Annotated in this window: 16 protein-coding genes, 1 pseudogene and 1 riboswitch; of the genes and pseudogenes, 8 read left to right on the plus strand and 9 right to left on the minus strand. The window is 65.8% G+C overall.

What is annotated here, in order from left to right:
* Nucleotides 1-223: 223 nt before the first annotated feature.
* Genes OIT41_RS18265 through OIT41_RS18275 form a run of 3 tightly spaced genes read right to left on the minus strand, consistent with a single transcriptional unit; the run spans nt 224 to nt 3,278 of the window.
* Entirely contained in the window at nt 224-1,030 is an 807-nt protein-coding gene (locus tag OIT41_RS18265; RefSeq protein WP_241709401.1) for an energy-coupling factor transporter transmembrane component T family protein, read from the minus strand.
* Nucleotides 1,027-2,649 carry an ABC transporter ATP-binding protein gene (locus OIT41_RS18270; RefSeq protein WP_241709400.1) on the minus strand — a complete coding sequence of 541 codons (1,623 nt, stop codon included), beginning with the start codon at nt 2,647-2,649 and terminating at the stop codon, nt 1,027-1,029. Before OIT41_RS18270 ends, OIT41_RS18265 begins: the two co-directional genes overlap by 4 nt.
* Nucleotides 2,649-3,278: an ECF transporter S component gene (locus tag OIT41_RS18275; RefSeq protein WP_241709399.1), complete on the minus strand. Its 630-nt coding sequence runs from the start codon at nt 3,276-3,278 to the stop codon at nt 2,649-2,651. Before OIT41_RS18275 ends, OIT41_RS18270 begins: the two co-directional genes overlap by 1 nt.
* A gap of 75 nt (nt 3,279-3,353) precedes the next feature.
* A riboswitch (TPP riboswitch) is annotated at nt 3,354-3,490 on the minus strand.
* Between the two features lie 194 nt (nt 3,491-3,684).
* Between OIT41_RS18275 and OIT41_RS18280 the strand changes: the two genes are divergently transcribed.
* A complete protein-coding gene (locus OIT41_RS18280; protein WP_264637043.1) occupies nt 3,685-4,407 on the plus strand; it encodes an NUDIX hydrolase in 723 nt (240 codons plus the stop codon).
* Between the two features lie 51 nt (nt 4,408-4,458).
* Nucleotides 4,459-4,719 carry a DUF4235 domain-containing protein gene (locus tag OIT41_RS18285; RefSeq protein WP_078107373.1) on the plus strand — a complete coding sequence of 87 codons (261 nt, stop codon included), beginning with the start codon at nt 4,459-4,461 and terminating at the stop codon, nt 4,717-4,719.
* Nucleotides 4,720-4,853: 134 nt separating this feature from the next.
* On the opposite strand, the pseudogene mnhG reads toward OIT41_RS18285, so the two are convergent.
* The 6 genes and pseudogenes from mnhG to OIT41_RS18315 all read right to left on the minus strand — a co-directional run.
* Nucleotides 4,854-5,234: pseudogene (mnhG, locus tag OIT41_RS18290) on the minus strand (monovalent cation/H(+) antiporter subunit G); the annotation flags it as partial.
* A complete protein-coding gene (locus tag OIT41_RS18295) occupies nt 5,224-5,502 on the minus strand; it encodes a monovalent cation/H+ antiporter complex subunit F (protein WP_078107371.1) in 279 nt (92 codons plus the stop codon). The pseudogene mnhG and the gene OIT41_RS18295, both read right to left, overlap by 11 nt.
* Nucleotides 5,499-6,065 (minus strand): Na+/H+ antiporter subunit E, encoded by a 567-nt coding sequence (locus OIT41_RS18300; protein WP_241709395.1) that lies wholly within the window; start codon nt 6,063-6,065, stop codon nt 5,499-5,501. The genes OIT41_RS18295 and OIT41_RS18300 overlap by 4 nt, the downstream gene beginning before the upstream one ends.
* Nucleotides 6,062-7,651: a Na+/H+ antiporter subunit D gene (locus tag OIT41_RS18305; RefSeq protein ID WP_264637044.1), complete on the minus strand. Its 1,590-nt coding sequence runs from the start codon at nt 7,649-7,651 to the stop codon at nt 6,062-6,064. Before OIT41_RS18305 ends, OIT41_RS18300 begins: the two co-directional genes overlap by 4 nt.
* Nucleotides 7,648-8,103: a Na(+)/H(+) antiporter subunit C gene (locus tag OIT41_RS18310; protein WP_078107368.1), complete on the minus strand. Its 456-nt coding sequence runs from the start codon at nt 8,101-8,103 to the stop codon at nt 7,648-7,650. Before OIT41_RS18310 ends, OIT41_RS18305 begins: the two co-directional genes overlap by 4 nt.
* On the minus strand, nt 8,100-11,186 hold the full coding sequence (locus OIT41_RS18315) for a Na+/H+ antiporter subunit A (RefSeq protein WP_264637045.1): 3,087 nt from the start codon (nt 11,184-11,186) through the stop codon (nt 8,100-8,102). The genes OIT41_RS18310 and OIT41_RS18315 overlap by 4 nt, the downstream gene beginning before the upstream one ends.
* 86 nt (nt 11,187-11,272) lie before the next feature.
* On the opposite strand from OIT41_RS18315, the gene OIT41_RS18320 reads away from it, so the two are divergent.
* The 6 genes from OIT41_RS18320 (at nt 11,273) to OIT41_RS18345 (ending at nt 18,081) form a co-directional block, all read left to right on the plus strand.
* Nucleotides 11,273-12,676, plus strand: a complete 1,404-nt coding sequence (locus tag OIT41_RS18320) for an MFS transporter (protein WP_264637046.1) — start codon at nt 11,273-11,275, stop codon at nt 12,674-12,676.
* 74 nt (nt 12,677-12,750) lie between these two features.
* The gene (locus OIT41_RS18325; RefSeq protein WP_264637047.1) at nt 12,751-13,902 is read left to right on the plus strand and encodes an ROK family transcriptional regulator; all 1,152 of its coding nucleotides are present in this window, start codon (nt 12,751-12,753) and stop codon (nt 13,900-13,902) included.
* Between the two features lie 63 nt (nt 13,903-13,965).
* Nucleotides 13,966-15,489, plus strand: coding sequence for a glycoside hydrolase family 3 protein (locus tag OIT41_RS18330; RefSeq protein WP_264637048.1), 1,524 nt, complete (start codon nt 13,966-13,968; stop codon nt 15,487-15,489).
* A 35-nt stretch (nt 15,490-15,524) separates the two neighbouring features.
* Nucleotides 15,525-16,310, plus strand: coding sequence for a glucosamine-6-phosphate deaminase (locus tag OIT41_RS18335; protein WP_264637049.1), 786 nt, complete (start codon nt 15,525-15,527; stop codon nt 16,308-16,310).
* Between the two features lie 77 nt (nt 16,311-16,387).
* Nucleotides 16,388-16,870, plus strand: coding sequence for a cation:proton antiporter regulatory subunit (locus OIT41_RS18340; RefSeq protein ID WP_059389838.1), 483 nt, complete (start codon nt 16,388-16,390; stop codon nt 16,868-16,870).
* Nucleotides 16,871-16,875: 5 nt separating this feature from the next.
* Nucleotides 16,876-18,081 (plus strand): cation:proton antiporter, encoded by a 1,206-nt coding sequence (locus tag OIT41_RS18345; RefSeq protein WP_241709388.1) that lies wholly within the window; start codon nt 16,876-16,878, stop codon nt 18,079-18,081.
* Nucleotides 18,082-18,207: the final 126 nt, after the last annotated feature.

Consider the following 18,207-nt stretch of genomic DNA (forward strand, 5'->3'; position numbering starts at 1 on the left):
TTCCCCGCCGGATTCCGGGCACCGAAAGCGCCGGGGGTTGACAGGTTCGCGCCCGCCGCGAAAGCCTCTCTCGAGTGAACCCCCGAAGCGGGCCGTCCCTTTCCGGACCCGATCAGGCTGGCGGCAGCCATCGACGACGACGCCCGCCTGGATTGGATCTGGCGCACCCAACTGACTAACAGTTGTTGTCGTTATGAGGCGCCAAAACGACAACAAATGCGAGCTAGTTGGGTTGCTTCAGCCAGACGAAGTGCCACGTCCCTGCCCATTGGGCCGCGAGCACGGCTGCGGCTGCGATGACCACCCCGCCGGCCAGAACCCAGACGTCCAGGCGGCTGTAGCTTGATTCACGGGCCCAGGTCCGCTGTCCCCCGCCGAAGCCCCGCGCCTCCATGGTCACGGCCAAGCGGGACGCCCGACGGATCGCCTGGACCAGCAGCCCGAAGCTTTGGCCGAGCATGGCCTTGACCCGTTGCGGCGGGCTTCCGTGCGAGCCGACACCCCGCGCGCGCCGGGCCATGCCGATGGTCTGCCACTCCTCCGCCATGAGCCCCACGAGCCGCAGCGCGGCCAAGGTACCCAGGACAAAACGGTGCGGCAGTTTCGCCTTCTGTGCCAGCGCATCGGCAAGATCGGTGGGGTCGGTGCAACTCATCAGGAGGATGGCCGGAAGCGCTATGGCAAGGCCGCGCAGCATGAAGCCGACTCCCAGCTGGAGCGAGCCTTCGCTGATTGACCAGATCCCGACGTCGAGCAGTGTCCTGCCGCTGCCAGCCGACAGGATCGCTGTGCTCCAGCCGCCCAGTATCGCCGCGATGATCAACGGCCAGCCGCGCTGCCAGAGCAAACGCACGGTAAGGCCCGCGAGCGGGAACAACGCCAGTTCGCCCAAGAGCGCCGTCGAAGCCGACACCAGGTCGATGGACAACGCCAGCACCAGGGTGATCAGGAAGACCGACACGAACTTGGCCAACGGATTGGCGCGTGTCAGGAGGGCATTGTTGCCGCGCAGTGTCAAGGCTTCCCTCATGCCGCACCTGCTTCCTGCCGGGCCCCGCCCCGGAGCGCAGGCTCGAGCCGCATCTCGGTGCCACCCAGGACGGAGCTGAATTCCCGATCGTGAGTCACCGACACAACGGAGGTTCCTGCATCGAGCAGTTCGGACAGGAACGAGGCAAGCTCAGCCCACGTGTTCGCGTCCTGGCCAAAGGTGGGCTCGTCCAGCACCAGGACCCGGGGGTGCGCGGCGAGCACCGTGGCCACGGACAGCCGGCGCTTTTCGCCCCCGGAGAGCGTGTACGGATTGGCGTCCACCAGATGCCGAAGGCGCAGACGCTCCAGCAATTCGTCCACCCGCTCCTCGCCGTGGCCAAGGTGCTTGGGGCCGAACATGAGCTCGTCGAGCACGCGGCCGGTGACAAACTGGTGCTCCGGCTCCTGGAAGACCGTCCCGATGCGCGAGATCAACTGCTGGGCCTTCCACTTGAACGGGTCCGTGCCGGCGCCGTCGCTGAGCCCGACGGCGGCAGTCACCGCGCCGGACACCGGCGCCAGCAGCCCCGCGAGGGTCAAGGCGAAGGTGGATTTTCCGGCGCCGTTGGGGCCCGTGATGGTCAGTGCCTGCCCGGCGAGCACCTCGGCGTCGAGACCGGACTGCACGGGAAGCGGCGGGATCGTCGTGAAACCCCGGCGCCGCGACCGTTCACGGGACACTGCGAGCTCCCGGGTGGCGAGGAGCAACTCCCCTCCCGACGCCCCGGAGCTCCCCGCCTCGAAGCCGGCCCCCGAGCCGGCCGCTGTACCCGAACGTGGCCGGGTGGCCGGGACGTACCCGGGCACCCAGACGCCCGCAGCAATGAGCATGTCCCTTGCCTGAACCAGCACCGTCTCGGGATCGCCGTCCAGGAGAACCGCCGGCGTCGAGCCCCCCGCAGAGGAAGAACTGCCAGGCTGGAGCACCACGATCCGGTCCACGAGGTCTTTCCAGACGGAGACCCGGTGCTCCACCACCACCAACGTGGCGCCGGTCTTGTCGAGGCAGCGGCCCACGGCGTCACGGACCTCCAGCACGCCGGCGGGGTCCAGGTTGGCGGTCGGCTCGTCCAGCAGGATCAATCCCGGCCGCATCGCCAGGATGCCGGCCAGCGCAAGGCGCTGTTTCTGCCCGCCGGAGAGGGCCGACGTCGGGTGGTCGAGCGCAAAGTTGCCGCTCGCGCTATTCCGCAGCCCGACGTCGTCGAGCGCTTCACCGACGCGCTTCCAGATCTCTTCCCGCGGCACGCAGAGGTTCTCGGCACCGAACGCGACGTCGTCGCCCAACCGGGAAAGCACCACCTGGGTTTCCGGGTCCTGCTGCATGAGTCCGGCACGGCCCCGCTGGGCCTTCGGCGACACGCCGTCCACCAGCAACGAGCCGGTCTCGTCGGCGTCGTCCCCTTCCTCGCCCAGCACACCGGCCAGTGCATGCAGGAGCGTCGACTTGCCCGCGCCCGAGGGGCCGAGCAGGAGCACGCGCTCGCCCGGGCGGATGTCCAGGTCGAGGGCATGGATGGCCTGCGTGGTGCGGCCGGCGTGCCGCCAGCCCCAGCCTTGGGCGGAAATGGCGGCGGGTCGCACCGCAGCAGGGGTGCCGGAATCAGGACTGGGCATCAGGAAAAGACGGGCTCCGAAGCGGCCTTGCGGGACGCGAACGCGCTCAGGACACCCGTCTTGGCCAGGCCGCGTGTCGCAACCCAGGACAAAGCTCCGGCAATAACGGCACCGGAAATGGTGCAGAACACGATGTACGCGAGCTTGTCGACGGGTTCGTAGGCGATGTTCCAGCCCCACGGCAGGAAGGAATCGTTGAGGCCGCAGAACAGGCCCGCGCCGGCACCGGCCAGCAGTGACACCGGCAGGTTGAACTTCTTGTACATGAAGGCCAGGAAGATGAGTTCCGCGCCGAGGCCCTGGAGCAGGCCCGAGATCAGCACCGTGGTGCCGTACTGCGAACCCATGATGAGCTCACTGGTGGCAGCCACCGTCTCGCAGAAAATCGCAGCACCGGGCTTGCGCACGATGAGCATGCCCAAGACTGCCGGAATCATCCACCCGCCGGCGATCAGGCCGCTCAGGGGCGGGTAGCCGGCGGACATAGGCGTGGCAACCAGAGCCATCTGGTCCCATGCCCAGAAGATCACGCCACCGGCGATGGAGATCAGCGCCGCCACGACAATGTCCACGACGCGCCAATTGTAGGCAGGCTTGGTGAGGCCCCGCTTTGCAGAAATACCAGTCATTTTGTCCTCCTGAGGAACAGGAGGGGAAAGTGTTTCCGGTTTCCTGCGGGCGGCTTCCGCCGCGCCGGTTCCGGACACTATGAGAACTCGACTCCCTTGCGCCGGTACTAGCCGGATCAGGTTCGAGGGTCTGCGGCTGTCCGCACTCTCAGCGCCCGTCCTCCGTGCCGCATTGCTGCGAGCCCGACGGCGGCGCTCCCCTGTCGTTATCAATCCGCCCTTTTGGGCGTGGTTCAGTTTACACCTTGACGGGGTTGCGGGCGCTGTGCCGGAACGCGAATCGGCGGATTCTGCTGGATCACTCGCGGGTTGGGCGCAGTCCTGCCCGGAATGACGCGGGCTGCCGCGGAAACTGGGAGAATGATCCAGCAGAATGTGACGCAGAAGCGCAGGCAAAGGAGCGGTCTTGGCAGGGATTGACGAAGCGAACAGCACGGCCGAACCGAGACTCGCCGCGAGCGTGATCCTGGTCCGCGACGCCGCGGTTCCGGAGGGCTTTCAAGATGCGGCGCGCGCTTTGGAAGTGTTCGTCCAGCACCGGGTGACCACGATGGACTTTGCCGCGGGAATGGTCGTTTTCCCCGGCGGGCGGGTGGACCAATCGGACAGCTCCGGCTGGGACTTCGCGGACGACGTCGTGGAGCGGCACGCTGCCGCGTGGCACCGGAGCAGCATCGCCGTCGAGCCCTCTTCCGCCCGCTTCAACGCCGGCCGCGTACTGGCGGCCGCACAGCGCGAGGTTTTCGAAGAGGCCGGGGTGAAGCTCGACGCCGCCACCCTCCGTCCGTGGGCCAACTGGGTCACCCCGGCAGACCAGCCCAAGCGCTTCGACACCTACTTCTACCTTGCCTGCCCGGTTTCCGGTGCCGAGCCAAGGCACCAGACCACGGAAGCGTCATCCTCCCTGTGGATGCCGGTCCGCGCAATCCTTGATGCCGAAGCCGCCGGAACGCTCAAGCTCATGCCGCCCACCTTGGCGCTGCTGGATGAGCTCCTCGCCCTCGGCACGATGGAAGCGGTGCTGGGGGAGAGCCGGGACATCGTTCCCGTGCGTCCAAAGCCGGGGGCCCTGCAGGAGTTCTTCCGGCTGAGGCACCAGCCGCCATCCGATGCTCCGGAACTGCCCTGAAGTGGGGTTAGGCTGGGGACGGTCCTGTTTCCTCCCGCAAGGAGTCCCGGAATGAACTTCTTCTTCAAACTGCTCGGTACCGGAGTAAGCATCGGCGCAGGCTTTGCCGGCACCAAGCTCGTCAACGCCCTGTGGGAAAAAACCACAGGCAACAAGCCACCCAAGGGCAACGACGACATGGAAGCGAGCCTGCGTTCCGCCCTGACCTTCGCCCTGATTTCCGCCGCTGTGAGCGCCGTCATCCAGGTTGTAGCGGGGCGGGGTACGAAGCGCGCCATCTCGCACTTCGAAAAGACACAGGACGTCGTCTAAGCGGACGGCCCGTCGTTAGCGCCCGCGCTCCCGCTATCCCGGGCGTCGCGGGCGTTGCCGCTCTCCCGGGCACTCCTCCCGTCGTCGCGCGTGCTCCCGGTGGGGCGCATTTCCGAAGCCGCTTCCTGGGCTTTCTCCGCTGCCCGTTGACCGGCTGCCCGCACCACCACAGCCTCGAGTTCGTCTATGCTCAGCAGCTCGGGGTGGAGGTGTTTGGTCCGGTAGCCTGCGCGGCCCACCATGTGTGCGGACACGGGCACGGTCAGCAGTTGGAAGATCCAGGCGACGGCCAGGATCGGCCACACCCACCATTCGCGCATCTGAAGCCCGATGGCCGCCAAGACAAGGAACAACCCGAGCACTTGGGGCTTGGTGGCTGCGTGCATGCGGCTCATCAGGTCCGGGAACCGCAACAGGCCGATTGCCGCGCCGAATGACATCAGCGCACCAACAATCAGCAGCACTGCCGTGACCACATCGATCACTGCGTCAACTCCGGTGGCATTAGGAGTCATTGACTTGTCCCCTTCGGTCGGCCACGAAGCGGGCCACCGTCACCGAGCCAACGAACCCGATCAGCGTCAGGGCGACGAGGAGCACAAGGTTGTTGAGGTGCCTGTTGACGGCCATGTCGATGGCCAGCGCTGCGCCCAATATGGCGAGCAGCACGTCCGAGGCGAGCACCCGGTCCAGCAGCGAAGGCCCGACGGCGATCCTGTAGATTGCGCCCGCCGCCGCGAGGCTAAGAATCACCGCCGTGACGATCAGCACGATGTCCTTCATGAGCCGGCTCCCCTCGTTGCAGGCCGGCCTTCGGCCTGGAGTGCGTCCATTTCGGCCCGGGTACCCATGATCCGGATCAGCGAGGCTTCGGTGTCCTGGACTTCCTTGCGCAGTTTGGCGGTGTCCACAACGTTGCGCACATTGAGCCCATGGATGTAGAGCGTGGACGTCGAGCGATCCACCTCCACCACCAAGGAACCCGGAATCAGCGAAATCACATGCCCTGTGGCCGTCACCATAAGGTCGGAACGGCTGCGCAGGGGAACAGCAACCACCGCGTTGGTTACCGAAGGACCCCGGAAGACCGCCAGGTACATGACCTGGAAGCTCGCGGCCACCACTTTACCGAGGAACACCACGACGAAAGGAATGGCCCGCAGCACGTTGAAACGCCCGCTGAGCTCCACAGGGGGCAAGTAGAAGACCCTGGCTACCACCACGGCGATCAGCGCACCGAACACCAGATTGCCGGGGCTGAAGTCCCGCCAGAGCGCACCCCAGACGACCACCAGCCAGACCAGCAGGGGCAACTCGGTGCGGAACGAGATCCGCTTGCGGCTCACTTTCCACCTCCCTGCGCTGGGATCGACGTATCCGGTCCAGCGATGTCCGGAACTTTCGCATTCCCGCCGAGCACGGAATGGATGTACGCCGTACGGTCCAGCATCTGGGTCGCAGAGTTTCCGGCCAATTGGAAGAGCGGACCCGCAAAGACGGTCAGGGCCACGCCAAAGACCACCAGCGCGGCGGTCGGCCCCACCATGGTCCGTGGAAGCAGCCCGACGGCCGCAGAGTCTTTCAGGACGGGGGCCGGGTACTCAGCGTCCTCGGGCTTCCGCCAGAATGCGCGGTTCCAGACGCGGGCGATCGCCAACAAGGTCAAGAGGCTCGTGACCACTCCCCCCACCACCAAAGTCATGGACAAGGGTGTCCCCAGGGCGATCCCTGCCTGCAGGAGTCCAAGCTTCCCCAGGAACCCGGAGAAGGGTGGAATTCCCGCGAGGTTCATCGCTGGAATGAAGAACAGCAGCGCCAGGAGCGGAGAGAGCTTGGCAAGCCCGCCCAGCCTGTCCATGGATGAGCTGCCGCCCCGGCGTTCGATCAAACCCGTGACCAGGAACAGGCTCGTTTGGACCGTGATGTGGTGGGCCACGTAGAAGACAGCTGCCGCAAGCCCGGCAACGGAAGACATGGCAAGCCCAAACACCATGTAGCCGATGTGGCTGACCAGGGTGAAGGAGAGTAATCGTTTGATGTCGCTCTGGGCTATGGCGCCGAGGATGCCCACCAGCATGGTCAGGAGCGCTACCACCATCAACGGGGTATTCAAGGTGTCACCAGGGAAGAGCAGGGTTTCCGTCCGGACCATGGCATACACGCCTACCTTGGTGAGCAGGCCAGCGAACACGGCGGTGACCGGTGCCGGCGCGGTCGGATACGAGTCAGGCAACCAGAAGGACAGCGGGAAAACGGCGGCCTTGATCCCGAAGGCCACGAGCAGCATGACGTGGAGCAGGTTCCTGGTGCCCGGATCCAGTCCGGCCAGCTTGATCGCGAGATCCGCCATCGTGATGGTTCCAGTGGCTCCGTAGATCATCGCAATGGCGATCAGGAACAACACCGAGGACACGACGGAAACCACCACGTACGTGACCCCTGCGCGGATGCGCGGACCGGTGCCCCCCAACGTCATGAGCACGTAGCTCGCCGTCAACAGGATCTCGAAGCCCACGTACAGGTTGAAGAGGTCACCCGTGAGGAAGGCGTTGGAGACACCGGCCACCAGGATCAGGTAGGTCGGGTGGAAGATCGACACCGGTGCCTCGCGGTCGCCGTCGGCCATGCCCTGGCCGGTGGCGTAAATCAGCACCGCGAGGCTGATGACGGACGAGACCACCAACATGAGCGAAGAGAACTGGTCCACCACCATCACCACGCCAAAGGGCGGTTGCCAGCCACCCAGGGTGACGGATGCGGTGCCCGTGGTCCATACCGAGGCAAGGAGCAAGCATTCCAGGAGCAAGGTAAGGGACAACAAACCGATGCTGACCACCCGTTGGGCCAGCGGGTTCCTGTTCAAGGCGAACGTGAGTGCGGCACCGAGGATGGGAAGTACGACGGCGAGCGGCGCCAGGCTGGCGATGTTCACAGGGGGCCTCCTTCCTTGGCTGCTTCGGTGACTGCCGTGACCGGGAACTCGGATGTTTCCTCGGGAACCACCGAGTCGTCCTCGGCGTCAAAGCTGGGTGTCTTCGCGACGCGCCGGTCTTCGGCGTCGTCCTGGATGTCGTCTTGCCGTGCCAACGCCCATGTCCGGTAGATGATGCCGAGCATGAATGCCGTCACCGCGAAGGAAATCACGATCGACGTGAGAATCAAGGCTTGCGGCAGGGGATCGTTGTAGTCGCGCGGATCCGTCGATTTGCTGAACAGCGGGGCAAGTCCGGCATAGCCACCCGTCGCGAGGATGAGCAGGTTGGTGGCGTTGGCCAGGAGCATGAGCCCCAGGAGAACACGGGTCAGGCTGCGTTCCAGGATCAGATAGATCCCACAGGCGTAGAGCACTCCCATGACGATCAACAAGGTCAAATTGACGCTCATGGGATTCCCTTTCCGGGCGCGGTGGCTGCGGACTCGCCAGTGGTTGCCGGCGACGCGACGGGGGCGGCGGATCCGATGCCCCCTTGATCCCCTGCGTCTGCGTCTGCGCTGGAGGTCTCTTCGAAGTGTTCGTCGATCTCGGCTCCCAAACTGCGCAGCACGTCCAGGGCCAGGCCTATAACCACCAAGTACACGCCGATGTCGAAGATCGTGGAGGTCACGAACTTGATGTCGCCGAACAGCGGTAGCCAGAACTCGATGATGGCGCTTTGGAACACCTGGCCGCCCAGAAGCAGCGGGACGAATCCCGCGGTGGCCGCCGTCGCGAGGCCGGTTCCCAAGAGCATGCCTGCGCTGATCGGCGCGGCTTCCCGCAGCTCGAACCGTCCGCCGGCCAGGTATCGGATCGTCAGGGCGAGTCCGGCAGTGAGTCCGCCGGCGAAGCCGCCTCCGGGAAGATTGTGTCCCGCCAACAGGAGGTACACGGAGAAAACGATCATCGAGTGGAAAATCAGCCGCGTGACCACTTCGAAGATGATGGAACGCCGTTCGGGTGCAAGGGTTCGGCCGGCCACGAGCCAAGGGTCCGTCAGGGAGCCCGCGAACTTGCGCACGAGCGCCAGCGAGGCGTCGTCGCGCGAACTGCCTCCGGCCGCGGCGCGCCTTCCCACGGTTCCCTCGGGGATCGTGGCGGCTTTGTCGAGGCGCTCTCCCCTGCTGCGGACAAAGATCAGGCTCGCGACGCCGGTAGCGGCGACTGCCAGCACCGAGATCTCACCGAAGGTGTCCCATGCCCGGATGTCCACCAGCGTCACGTTGACCACGTTGAGTCCGCCGCCGCCTTCGTAGGCCAACCGCGGGAAGGAGAGGGACACAGGCTCGGCAATGCGGGCACCCATGGCGTAGATCGCTACGAAGATCATGGTGACCGCGAAGGCCACGCCGATGATGACGCGTACTACCCGGTATTTGCCGCCAGTGCGGTCCCGGAGTTCCGGAGGGAGGCTGCGCATCGCCAGCACGAAGGCCACCAGGATGATGGTCTCCACCAGCATCTGCGTCAGGGCGAGGTCGGGGGCTCCCTGCAATGCGAACATCAGGGCTATGCCGTAACCGGTGACGGAGACCATCAGCACAGCGAGGAAGCGCTTGTTGGCACGAACCGCGGCCAGCGCGCCAACGACGATTCCTGCCGCGGCAATGAGCTGGAGCGGAGAATTCGGGTCGATCAAGAACACACCGCCCGGGAGCGGCTTGTTGGCCACGATGAGCGCCGTGAGCGGGACGGCGAAAGCCACGGTGAGGATGACCGCCAAGTAGAAGTAGAGGGAACCGCGCTGCGTGCGGCCGGTGACCCATACGGCGACGTCGTCCAGGGCCCCGACGGTGCGCTGGTAGGCGCGATCGCCGTCCACCCAGTCCGGGACTCGGCTTTGCGCCCGGGAGACGAGGTTGCGGGCATGGAACATGACGACGCCGGCCGCGAACGTCAGGGCGGTCAGCCCCAAGGCGGGAGTCAGGCCGTGCCACAGCGCGAGGTGGTTGGCGCTGGGAGCGCCGGTTCCGGCGTCGGGCGCTGCAAAAAGCGCGGCGTACGGCTGGATCCACCCGTCAACGGGATCCGGCCACAGGCCGTACACGATGGTGAGGAAACTCAGGATGGCGGGCGCCGCGAGGAACGATGGCTGGACGGCCTTGAAGGGCGTCCGGTCGACGCCCTGCTTGGTGGCGAATGCACCCCACATGAAGCGGGCGCTGTAGGCGAACGTGAGGATGGACCCCAGCACCAAGCCGCCGAGCAGGACCAGCCCCCACGGTTCCGGCGCAGCGCCCGCGCCGGAGTGACCCGTGCCGTAATGGACGAACGTTTCCAACACGGATTCCTTGGCCACGAAACCTGCCAGCGGAGGTATGCCGGCCATGGATGCGGCGGCGATCCCCGCCACGATGGCGAGCGCCCTGGAGGACTTGTAGACGCCCGAGAGTTTGCGGATATCGCGTGTGCCGGATTGGTGGTCGATGATGCCCACCACCAGGAACAAGGAAGCCTTGAAGAGCCCGTGCGCCAGCAGAAGCGCGAGACCGGCGAGTGCGGCGTCGGGCCGGCCGAGGCCCACCACCATCATGAGGAACCCGAGCTGGCTGACTGTGCCGTACGCAAGGATGAGCTTGATGTCGGTCTGCCGGAGCGCCCGGTAGCCGCCCACCAGCATCGTCGCCAGGCCGAGCCCAAGCACCAGCGGCAACCAGTAGGGGCTTTCGCTGAACCCCGGCGCCAGGCGGGCCACGATGTAGATGCCGGCCTTGACCATGGCCGCCGCGTGCAGGTAGGCGCTCACCGGGGTGGGAGCGGCCATGGCCCCCGGGAGCCAGAAGTGGAAAGGGACCAGCGCCGATTTGGTAATCGCACCTACCAGGATGAGTACGACGGCGGCTGCGACCGCACTTTGCGCGGGTCCCGTGATGAGGGTGGCCGCCTGTGTCATGATCGCCGAAATCCGGTATGTTCCGGCTGCCTGGCCCAGGATGATGAGGCCGACCAGCATGGCCAGGCCACCCGCGGTGGTGACCATGAGGGCCTGCAAGGCCGAGCGGCGGGCGGCGAGGCGCGTTCGCGCGTAGCCGATCAGGAGGTAGGACAGGACGGTGGTGAGTTCCCAGAAGATGAACATCATCAGGAGGTCGTCCGCCGTCACCAGGCCGAACATCGCCCCCGCGAAGGCGAGTAGCTGGGCTCCGAACCCGCCGAGGTTGGCGTCCTTGTTCTTGAAGTACCGAGCGCAATAGACCAGGACCAGCGAGCCGACTCCCAGGACCAGCAAGGACATCACCCATGCCAGGACGTCCATGCGGAAGGCGAAGTCAAGCTTGAGGTTCGGAATCCACGGGAGGTTTTCTTCGATGAAGCCGCCGGTGGGATTCCCGCCTTTTCCCGGATAGACCCGGTCGTACTGCAGGAGCAGCCAGACAAACGCGGCGGCCGGAACCGCCGCGAGGACATAGAAGGCATTCCGCTGGAGTTTCCGGAAGATCCAGGGCGCCACAGTTGCCGCTGCAAAGGTCACGGCAAGAACTGTGATCACTGGAATCTCCGCAAAGTCAGGAATGAATTGTCAAAAGTTGGAGCAGGCGGTCAAACGTTGGGTTCGGTGCAGGTAGTTTATCAACCATGAACATGGCAACTGCGCCTGAAGCCCCGCACCCGGCATCCGAGCTCGCTTCGGGGCCTGTCCTGTCCAACAAGGGCCAGATCCTTGCCTGGGCATCCTGGGACTGGGGTTCCGCTGCGTTCAACGCCGTCATGACTACCTTCGTGTTCACGGTCTACCTGACGTCCAAGGCCTTTGGCGGGGAAGACTCCGCGTCAGCCACCTTGGGTGCCGCGTTGGCGATTGCCGGCGTCGCGATTGCGCTCCTGGCACCCGTCACCGGTCAACGTTCCGACTCCGGTGGGCGCAGGAAACTGTGGCTCGGCGTCAACACAGCCATTGTGGCCGTGCTCACTGGCTCATGCTTCTTCGTCTTCCCCAAACCCGAGTTCCTGCTCTTGGGGGTCTCGCTGGTTGCGCTCGGCAATATCTTTTTCGAGTTCGCGGGCGTCAATTACAACGCCATGCTGGCCCAGATCTCCACTCCTGCCAACATCGGCAAAGTGAGTGGCTTCGGCTGGGGAATGGGGTACCTGGGCGGCATTGTCGCGCTGCTCGTGGTGCTGCAGCTTTTCGTCCAACCGTCTTTCGAGTGGTTCGGGGCATCCACCCAGGACAGCCTGAATATCAGGCTCGTTGCCGTCTTCTCCGCGCTCTGGTTCTTCATCTTCGCGCTGCCTGTGCTCTTCGCTGTGCCGGAGCTCTCCGTCAGGAAACCGGAATCCCGGCTCGGATTCCTCGCATCCTACAGTTTGCTGGTCCGCCGGATCAGGGCCATCTACCGGACCAGCCCGCACACCATCTACTTCCTGCTCGCGAGCGCCATCTTCCGCGACGGCCTGGCGGCGGTCTTCACCTTCGGCGGTGTCATTGCTGCGGGAACCTTTGGATTCGAGCTCAAACAAGTCATTTTCTTCGCGATTTTCGGCAACGTGGTGGCAGCCGTTGGCGCCATGATCGGCGGATTCCTGGACGACAGGATCGGGCCCAAGTCCGTCATCGTCATTTCCCTCATCGGACTCCTGGCAGCCGGCACCGTGATCCTGGTGCTTGGCAACGGCGACTACGTGTTCTTCGGAGCCCCTTGGGCAGGCAGCACCACGTTCTGGGTATTCGGGCTGTTCCTCTGCCTGTTCGTCGGACCAGCCCAGGCGTCCTCCCGGGCTTATCTCGCAAGGCTGGCGCCGGACGGCGAATCCGGCGAACTGTTCGGGCTCTACGCCACCACCGGCCGGGCGGTGAGCTTCCTGGCGCCGGCACTGTTCACCCTGTGCATCACCGTGGCGACGCCCCTGGTGGCCTCGGGCGGGGCCCAACGCTGGGGAATCCTCGGCATCATGGTGGTGCTCCTGGCCGGCTTGTTGGTGATCCTGCCCGTAAAATCACCCAGCAAGACGGAAATCGCCACGGTTCCGCTGAGCTGACAGACGGTGCTTGATTCCACACAATCTGCAAAAAACCCTTGATCTTTGATTGTTAGTAGAGTTTACTAACTCCCATGGAAGCCCTTCGCGACCGCCAGCGCACAGATCGGACCAGTGCGGCAACCCTGCCTTCCGACGGGCGCGCCCACAACCTCTCCCTGGTGCGCCAGACCCTCCACTCGGCCGGGGCAATGAGCCGCGCGGATCTCTCCCGGACCCTGGGCCTGACCCGCGTGACGGTATCGGACCTCGTCTCGGACCTCCTGGAACGCGGCCATGTGGTGGAACTGGGGCACTCCGATGAAGTCCGCCCCGGCAAGCCGGCCATTCTGGTGGACATCAACCGCCAGGGCCTCCAAGTCATCGGCATGGATCTCGCCGAAAATTCCGTGCTGCGCGCCGCTGTCCTCGACCTTGACGGCAACATCCTCGACCGTGCGGAACGCACCCTCTCGGACGAAACCGGACAAGACGTAGTCAACCAGGTCCTCGCACTGGCGTCCGAGGCAAAAGCGCGGGCCACTGCCACGTTGCTCGGGATCGGCGTCGGGACCCCCGGCATCGTCAACGCCGACGGTGTGGTCACCACGGCCCCCAACTTCGGATGGAAGGACGTCGCCCTGCGCGACCTCCTCCAGGAGCGCACCGGCCTGCCGACCCTCGTTTCCAACGACGCCGACGCGGCAGTCCACGCGGACTACACCTTCGGCGGCGGCAGTGACGACATGGTTCTCGTGAAAATCGGGCGCGGTGTCGGTTCAGGCCTCATCGTGGGCGGTAGACGCACCAGGGGCGCCCACTCCGCGGCGGGCGAAATCGGCCACGTCACGGTCGGCACCGACGGTGGAACCATCTGCAAATGCGGTAAGACTGGTTGCCTCGAAACCTGGATGTCCGTCCCCAGCCTCGAACGGGCCCTCGCCGAAGCTGCGGCGAGCTCCGAACCGGAGGCCGCGGCCGACGTCGTACTCCGGGAAGCAGGCGAGCGGCTCGCCATCGCCCTCGCCCCCGTGGTTGGCGCCCTCGATTTGGGCGAAGTGGTCCTCAGCGGACCCCGGGAGCTTTTGGAAGGCCCCCTTCTCAACGCCGTCCAGCAGACCTTGCTTGAGCGGCTCCTGCACCAGGACCCCTCACCGGTGTCCGTCCGTCTCGCGGCAGACGCACAGGACATTGTCCTGCGCGGCGCCGCCGTGATGGTCCTCTGGAACCAGCTTGGTGTGGCCTGAGTGCCGCCTGCGCCGTTTCCAGCCCCGACTAACCAGCCACGCATCCCTTCGAAGGAGCCGGACATGGACACGATTCAGTCCCCTGCTACCCAGTCCTTTGCCACCAGGCCCGCCCGCGACCACCTGCGCCGCCTCGCGGCAGGAACCCTCATGCCCGGATTCACCGGCATCGCGGTCCCCGTCTGGATTCTTGAAGCGTACGACGCCGGGCTCGCGGCTGTGTGCCTCTACGGCACCAACGTGGCGTCCCCCGTCCAGTTGCGCGAACTGTGCGCCGGGCTGCGGGCACATTCCCCGAACACGCTCATCGCCGTCGATGAAGAGGGCGGCGACGTCACGAGGCTGCACTACCTCACGGGATCCACGCAGCCCGGGAACGCCGTGCTCGGGCGCCTCGACGACGTCGAACTGACCGCCGCGAGCGCCAGCGCCATCGGCCACGAACTGGCAGGCCTGGGCATCAACGTGAACCTGGCCCCGGATGCCGATGTCAATTCCGCTCCGGATAATCCCGTGATCGGCGTGCGCAGCTTCGGGGCCGAACCGGACTTGGTGGCCCGGCATACTGCCGCCTGGATCCGTGGCCTCGAAGACGCGGGCGTGGCATCCTGCGCCAAGCACTTCCCGGGCCACGGCGATACCACCACGGACTCCCACCTGGCGCTCCCCCGGGTCACCGCCGACGCCGCCACCCTGGATGCCCGCGAACTGGTCCCCTTCCGGGCGCTCGTGGCGGCTCGCGGAGCCACGGTCATGACCAGCCACATCCTGGTCGAAGCCCTGGACCCGGACCACCCGGCGACCTTCTCCTCGCGCATCCTGCAGGACCTGCTGCGCCGTGACATGGGGTTCGACGGCCTCATCATCACCGATGCTTTGGACATGGCCGGCGCGTCCGCCCAGACCGGCATTCCGGAAGCAGCCGTCCGTGCACTCATGGCCGGGGCAGACCTGTTGTGCCTTGGTTCCGAAACGGGACCGGCCCTCTTCGAACAAACACTCACCGCGATCTCCGATGCCGTGGAAGGGGGGCGCTTGCCCATGGAACGCCTCGCGGACGCCGTTGCCCGCACGGCAGCACTGTCCGCGCGTTTCCCCGCTGCCGGCGCTGCTGAAATCCAGGAGGCCGCCGTCAGGGGCCAGCTGGGGCTGCGGGGCGAGCCGCAACGCTCCGGCGTTCCCGGCGATGCGAACGCGCTCGACGGCGAACGCATCGCCGAGGCCTTCGAGGTCTCCGAAGCCGCTCAAAGGTGGCTTGCACGGGCGGAACCCGTGGCGATCGTGCAGGTTGAGACCGGGTCCAACTTCGCGGTCGGTCGCGTGCCGTGGGGCCCTGCCGCCACAACGTCGGAAGTGGTCCGAGAAGGCGAAGTTCCCGACGGCGCGAGGGTCGCCGTCGTCGGGCGCGGCCTGGATGCCGAACACCCGCTGTGGACCGTCTTTGCCCGCTTGAGGGCGGAAGGGCACGCGGTGATCGCCGTCGAGTGCGGCTGGCCGCGCGGCGGGGCGGACATCGTCACCTATGGTGCGTCACTCACGGTGTCCCAGGCCCTGACGGCGCTGCTTAACGGCAGCACCAAGGCCTGACTGCAGCCCGCCCAACCCATCGACAGAAAGCTGCCATGGAAGTCATTGTCGCGCCCACCCCGGAATCGGCCGCTTCGGCCGCTGCCCAGGCCGTCCTCGCAGGACTCCCCGCGGGCAGAGGACCAGTACTGGGATTGGCCACCGGCTCGTCCCCGCTCGGGCTGTACGCGGAACTCGCGGCTGCGGCCGCTGCGGGCCGGGTGGATTTCTCGGCCGCCAAGGGATTCGCCTTGGACGAATATGTGGGCCTTCCGACTGGACATGTCCAGTCCTACCGCCAGGTCCTCGTCCGCGAGGTCTGCGAGGTGATCGGGCTTCCACTGGCCGGGCTGAATGTCCCTGACGGCACCGGCGCCACGCAGGCCGAGCTCGAAACCGGAGCTGCCGCCTACGACGCCGCGATCCGCCATGCCGGGGGCGTTGATGTGCAGATTCTCGGCATCGGCGCCAACGGCCACGTCGGCTTCAATGAGCCCGGGTCCTCCTTGTCTTCCCGGACCCGGTTGAAGCGGCTGACGGCCCGCACGAGGCAGGACAACGCCCGGTTCTTCGGTCATCACGGCGACGTCCCGACCCACTGCATCACCCAGGGATTGGGGACCGTGCTGGAGGCGCGCCGGCTGGTGCTCATCGCCACGGGTGCCGCGAAGTCCGCTGCGGTCGCTGCCGCCGTCGAGGGGCCGCTGACGGCGTCGTGCCCGGGTTCGATCCTGCAATGGCATGCCGACGCCGTGGTGGTCCTGGACGAGGCAGCAGCCGCCGGATTGGCGAACCGCGAATACTACGACGACGCCGCGCGCGGCCTGGCTTTTGCCCCGTAGAACGGCGCGGACCGCTTTGCGCGAAGGGCTCGAGCGGCGTCATTCCGCCGCCCCTTCAAGAGGGCTAGGGTGGACTTATGAACGTGGATGAGACAGAACTTCCAGGCCTCGGGGTCCGCAAGGATTTCATCACGGCCTCGGGACGCCGCATCGGTGTCGTCGAGATGCGGGAGGGTGAGACCGAGCTTTTCGTCTCCACATGGGACGATCCCGATACCTGCCAGGCATCCATCCCGTTGACCGCAGACGAAGCCGCCGCCCTGGGCAACCTTCTGGGCGGACAGCACATCGCCATGCGCCTGGCCGAAGCCCACAAGGAAATCCCCGGCATTGTCACGCGGCAGTTCTCCATCACCGCTGACTCCCCTTTCAACAACCAGCCCATGGGCAAAGCCCAGATCCGCACCCGCAGTGGTGTCTCGATCGTGGCAATCATGCGCGAAGGCGAAGTGGTTCCCTCACCGGCTCCCGACGTCGTCCTTCACACGGGTGATCTGCTGGTGGCTGTCGGTACGCAGGAAGGTCTTGACTCTGCGGCTGCCATTCTGCGCAACGGCTGACCTTTATGGACCCCCTGGCCCTGACCCTCATTGAGCTGGGCGCAGTCGTTTTCTGCCTCGGCCTCTTGGCACGCTTGGCCGGCAGGATCGGCATGTCCCCCATTCCGCTCTATCTGGTGGGGGGACTCGCGTTCGGGGCAGGTGGACTGGTCAAGCTCGACGGCATGCAGGAGTTCGCCCACCTTTCCGGCGAAATCGGCGTCATCCTCCTGCTGCTCATGCTCGGCTTGGAATATACGGCCGCGGAGCTCGTCACCGGGCTGCGGCGCTCCTGGCAAGCCGGTGTACTGGACCTGGTGTTGAACTTCCTTCCGGGTGCGGGCATAGCGGTGTGGCTCGGCTGGGGGCTGGTGGGCGCGATCGTCATGGGCGGCGTCACCTACATTTCTTCCTCCGGGATCGCGGCGAAGGTGATCACTGACCTCGGCCGGATCGGTAACAGAGAGACGCCCGTGGTGCTTGCCATCCTGGTGTTCGAAGACCTGACCATGGCCATCTACCTTCCGATCCTGACGGCGATCCTCGCGGGCGTGGGCTTCCTGGGCGGGCTCCAGACGGTGGGCATAGCGTTGGCCGTCGTCACCCTCGTACTGGTGGTGGCCCTCAAACACGGCCATCGGGTATCCCAAGCCGTGCACAGCGAAAACTCCGAGGTCTTCCTGCTCAATCTCCTCGGGGCCGCACTTCTGGTGGCCGGCATCGCGTCCGCACTCCAGGTCTCCGCGGCCGTGGGGGCGTTCATGCTGGGCATCGCCATTTCGGGGGCAACCGCCCACAACGCGACGCGCATCCTTGAACCGTTGCGGGATCTCTTCGCGGCTATCTTCTTCGTAGCCTTCGGCCTCAACACGGACCCATCCAAGATCCCGCCAGTGCTGGGCTGGGCGCTGCTTCTCGCCCTCGCAACAGCCCTTACCAAGGTGCTGACCGGATTCTGGGCGGCAAAGCGTGCAGGGATCGCCGTTCCTGGGCGTTTCCGCGCCGGGGCCGCCCTGATCGCCCGCGGCGAGTTCTCCATTGTCATTGCGGGCCTGGCCGTAGCCTCGGGAGTCGTACCGCACGAGCTTGCCGCCCTCGCCACCGCGTATGTGCTGCTCATGGCCATCTTCGGTCCGCTCGCAGCCCGCTTCGTGGAGCCTATGGTCAAAGTCTTCCGCAAGTCTCCCCGCAAATCGAAAGCGTCGGAGCCTATTGCGTCCCTCGAGGCGTGAGATCCCGGCCTTCTCGAGGGTTCAAAGAGGCGAGATCTCACGTCTCGATCTGTAGGCGGGCCTTCACTACTCCCCCCACTGTGGATAACCGGTTGGCAGGCCCTGTTCTGTGCCACGAATTGGTGC

Origin of the sequence: Arthrobacter sp. YA7-1 (genome assembly GCF_025960325.1) — a bacterium.
Taxonomy (GTDB): domain Bacteria; phylum Actinomycetota; class Actinomycetes; order Actinomycetales; family Micrococcaceae; genus Arthrobacter; species Arthrobacter bambusae_A.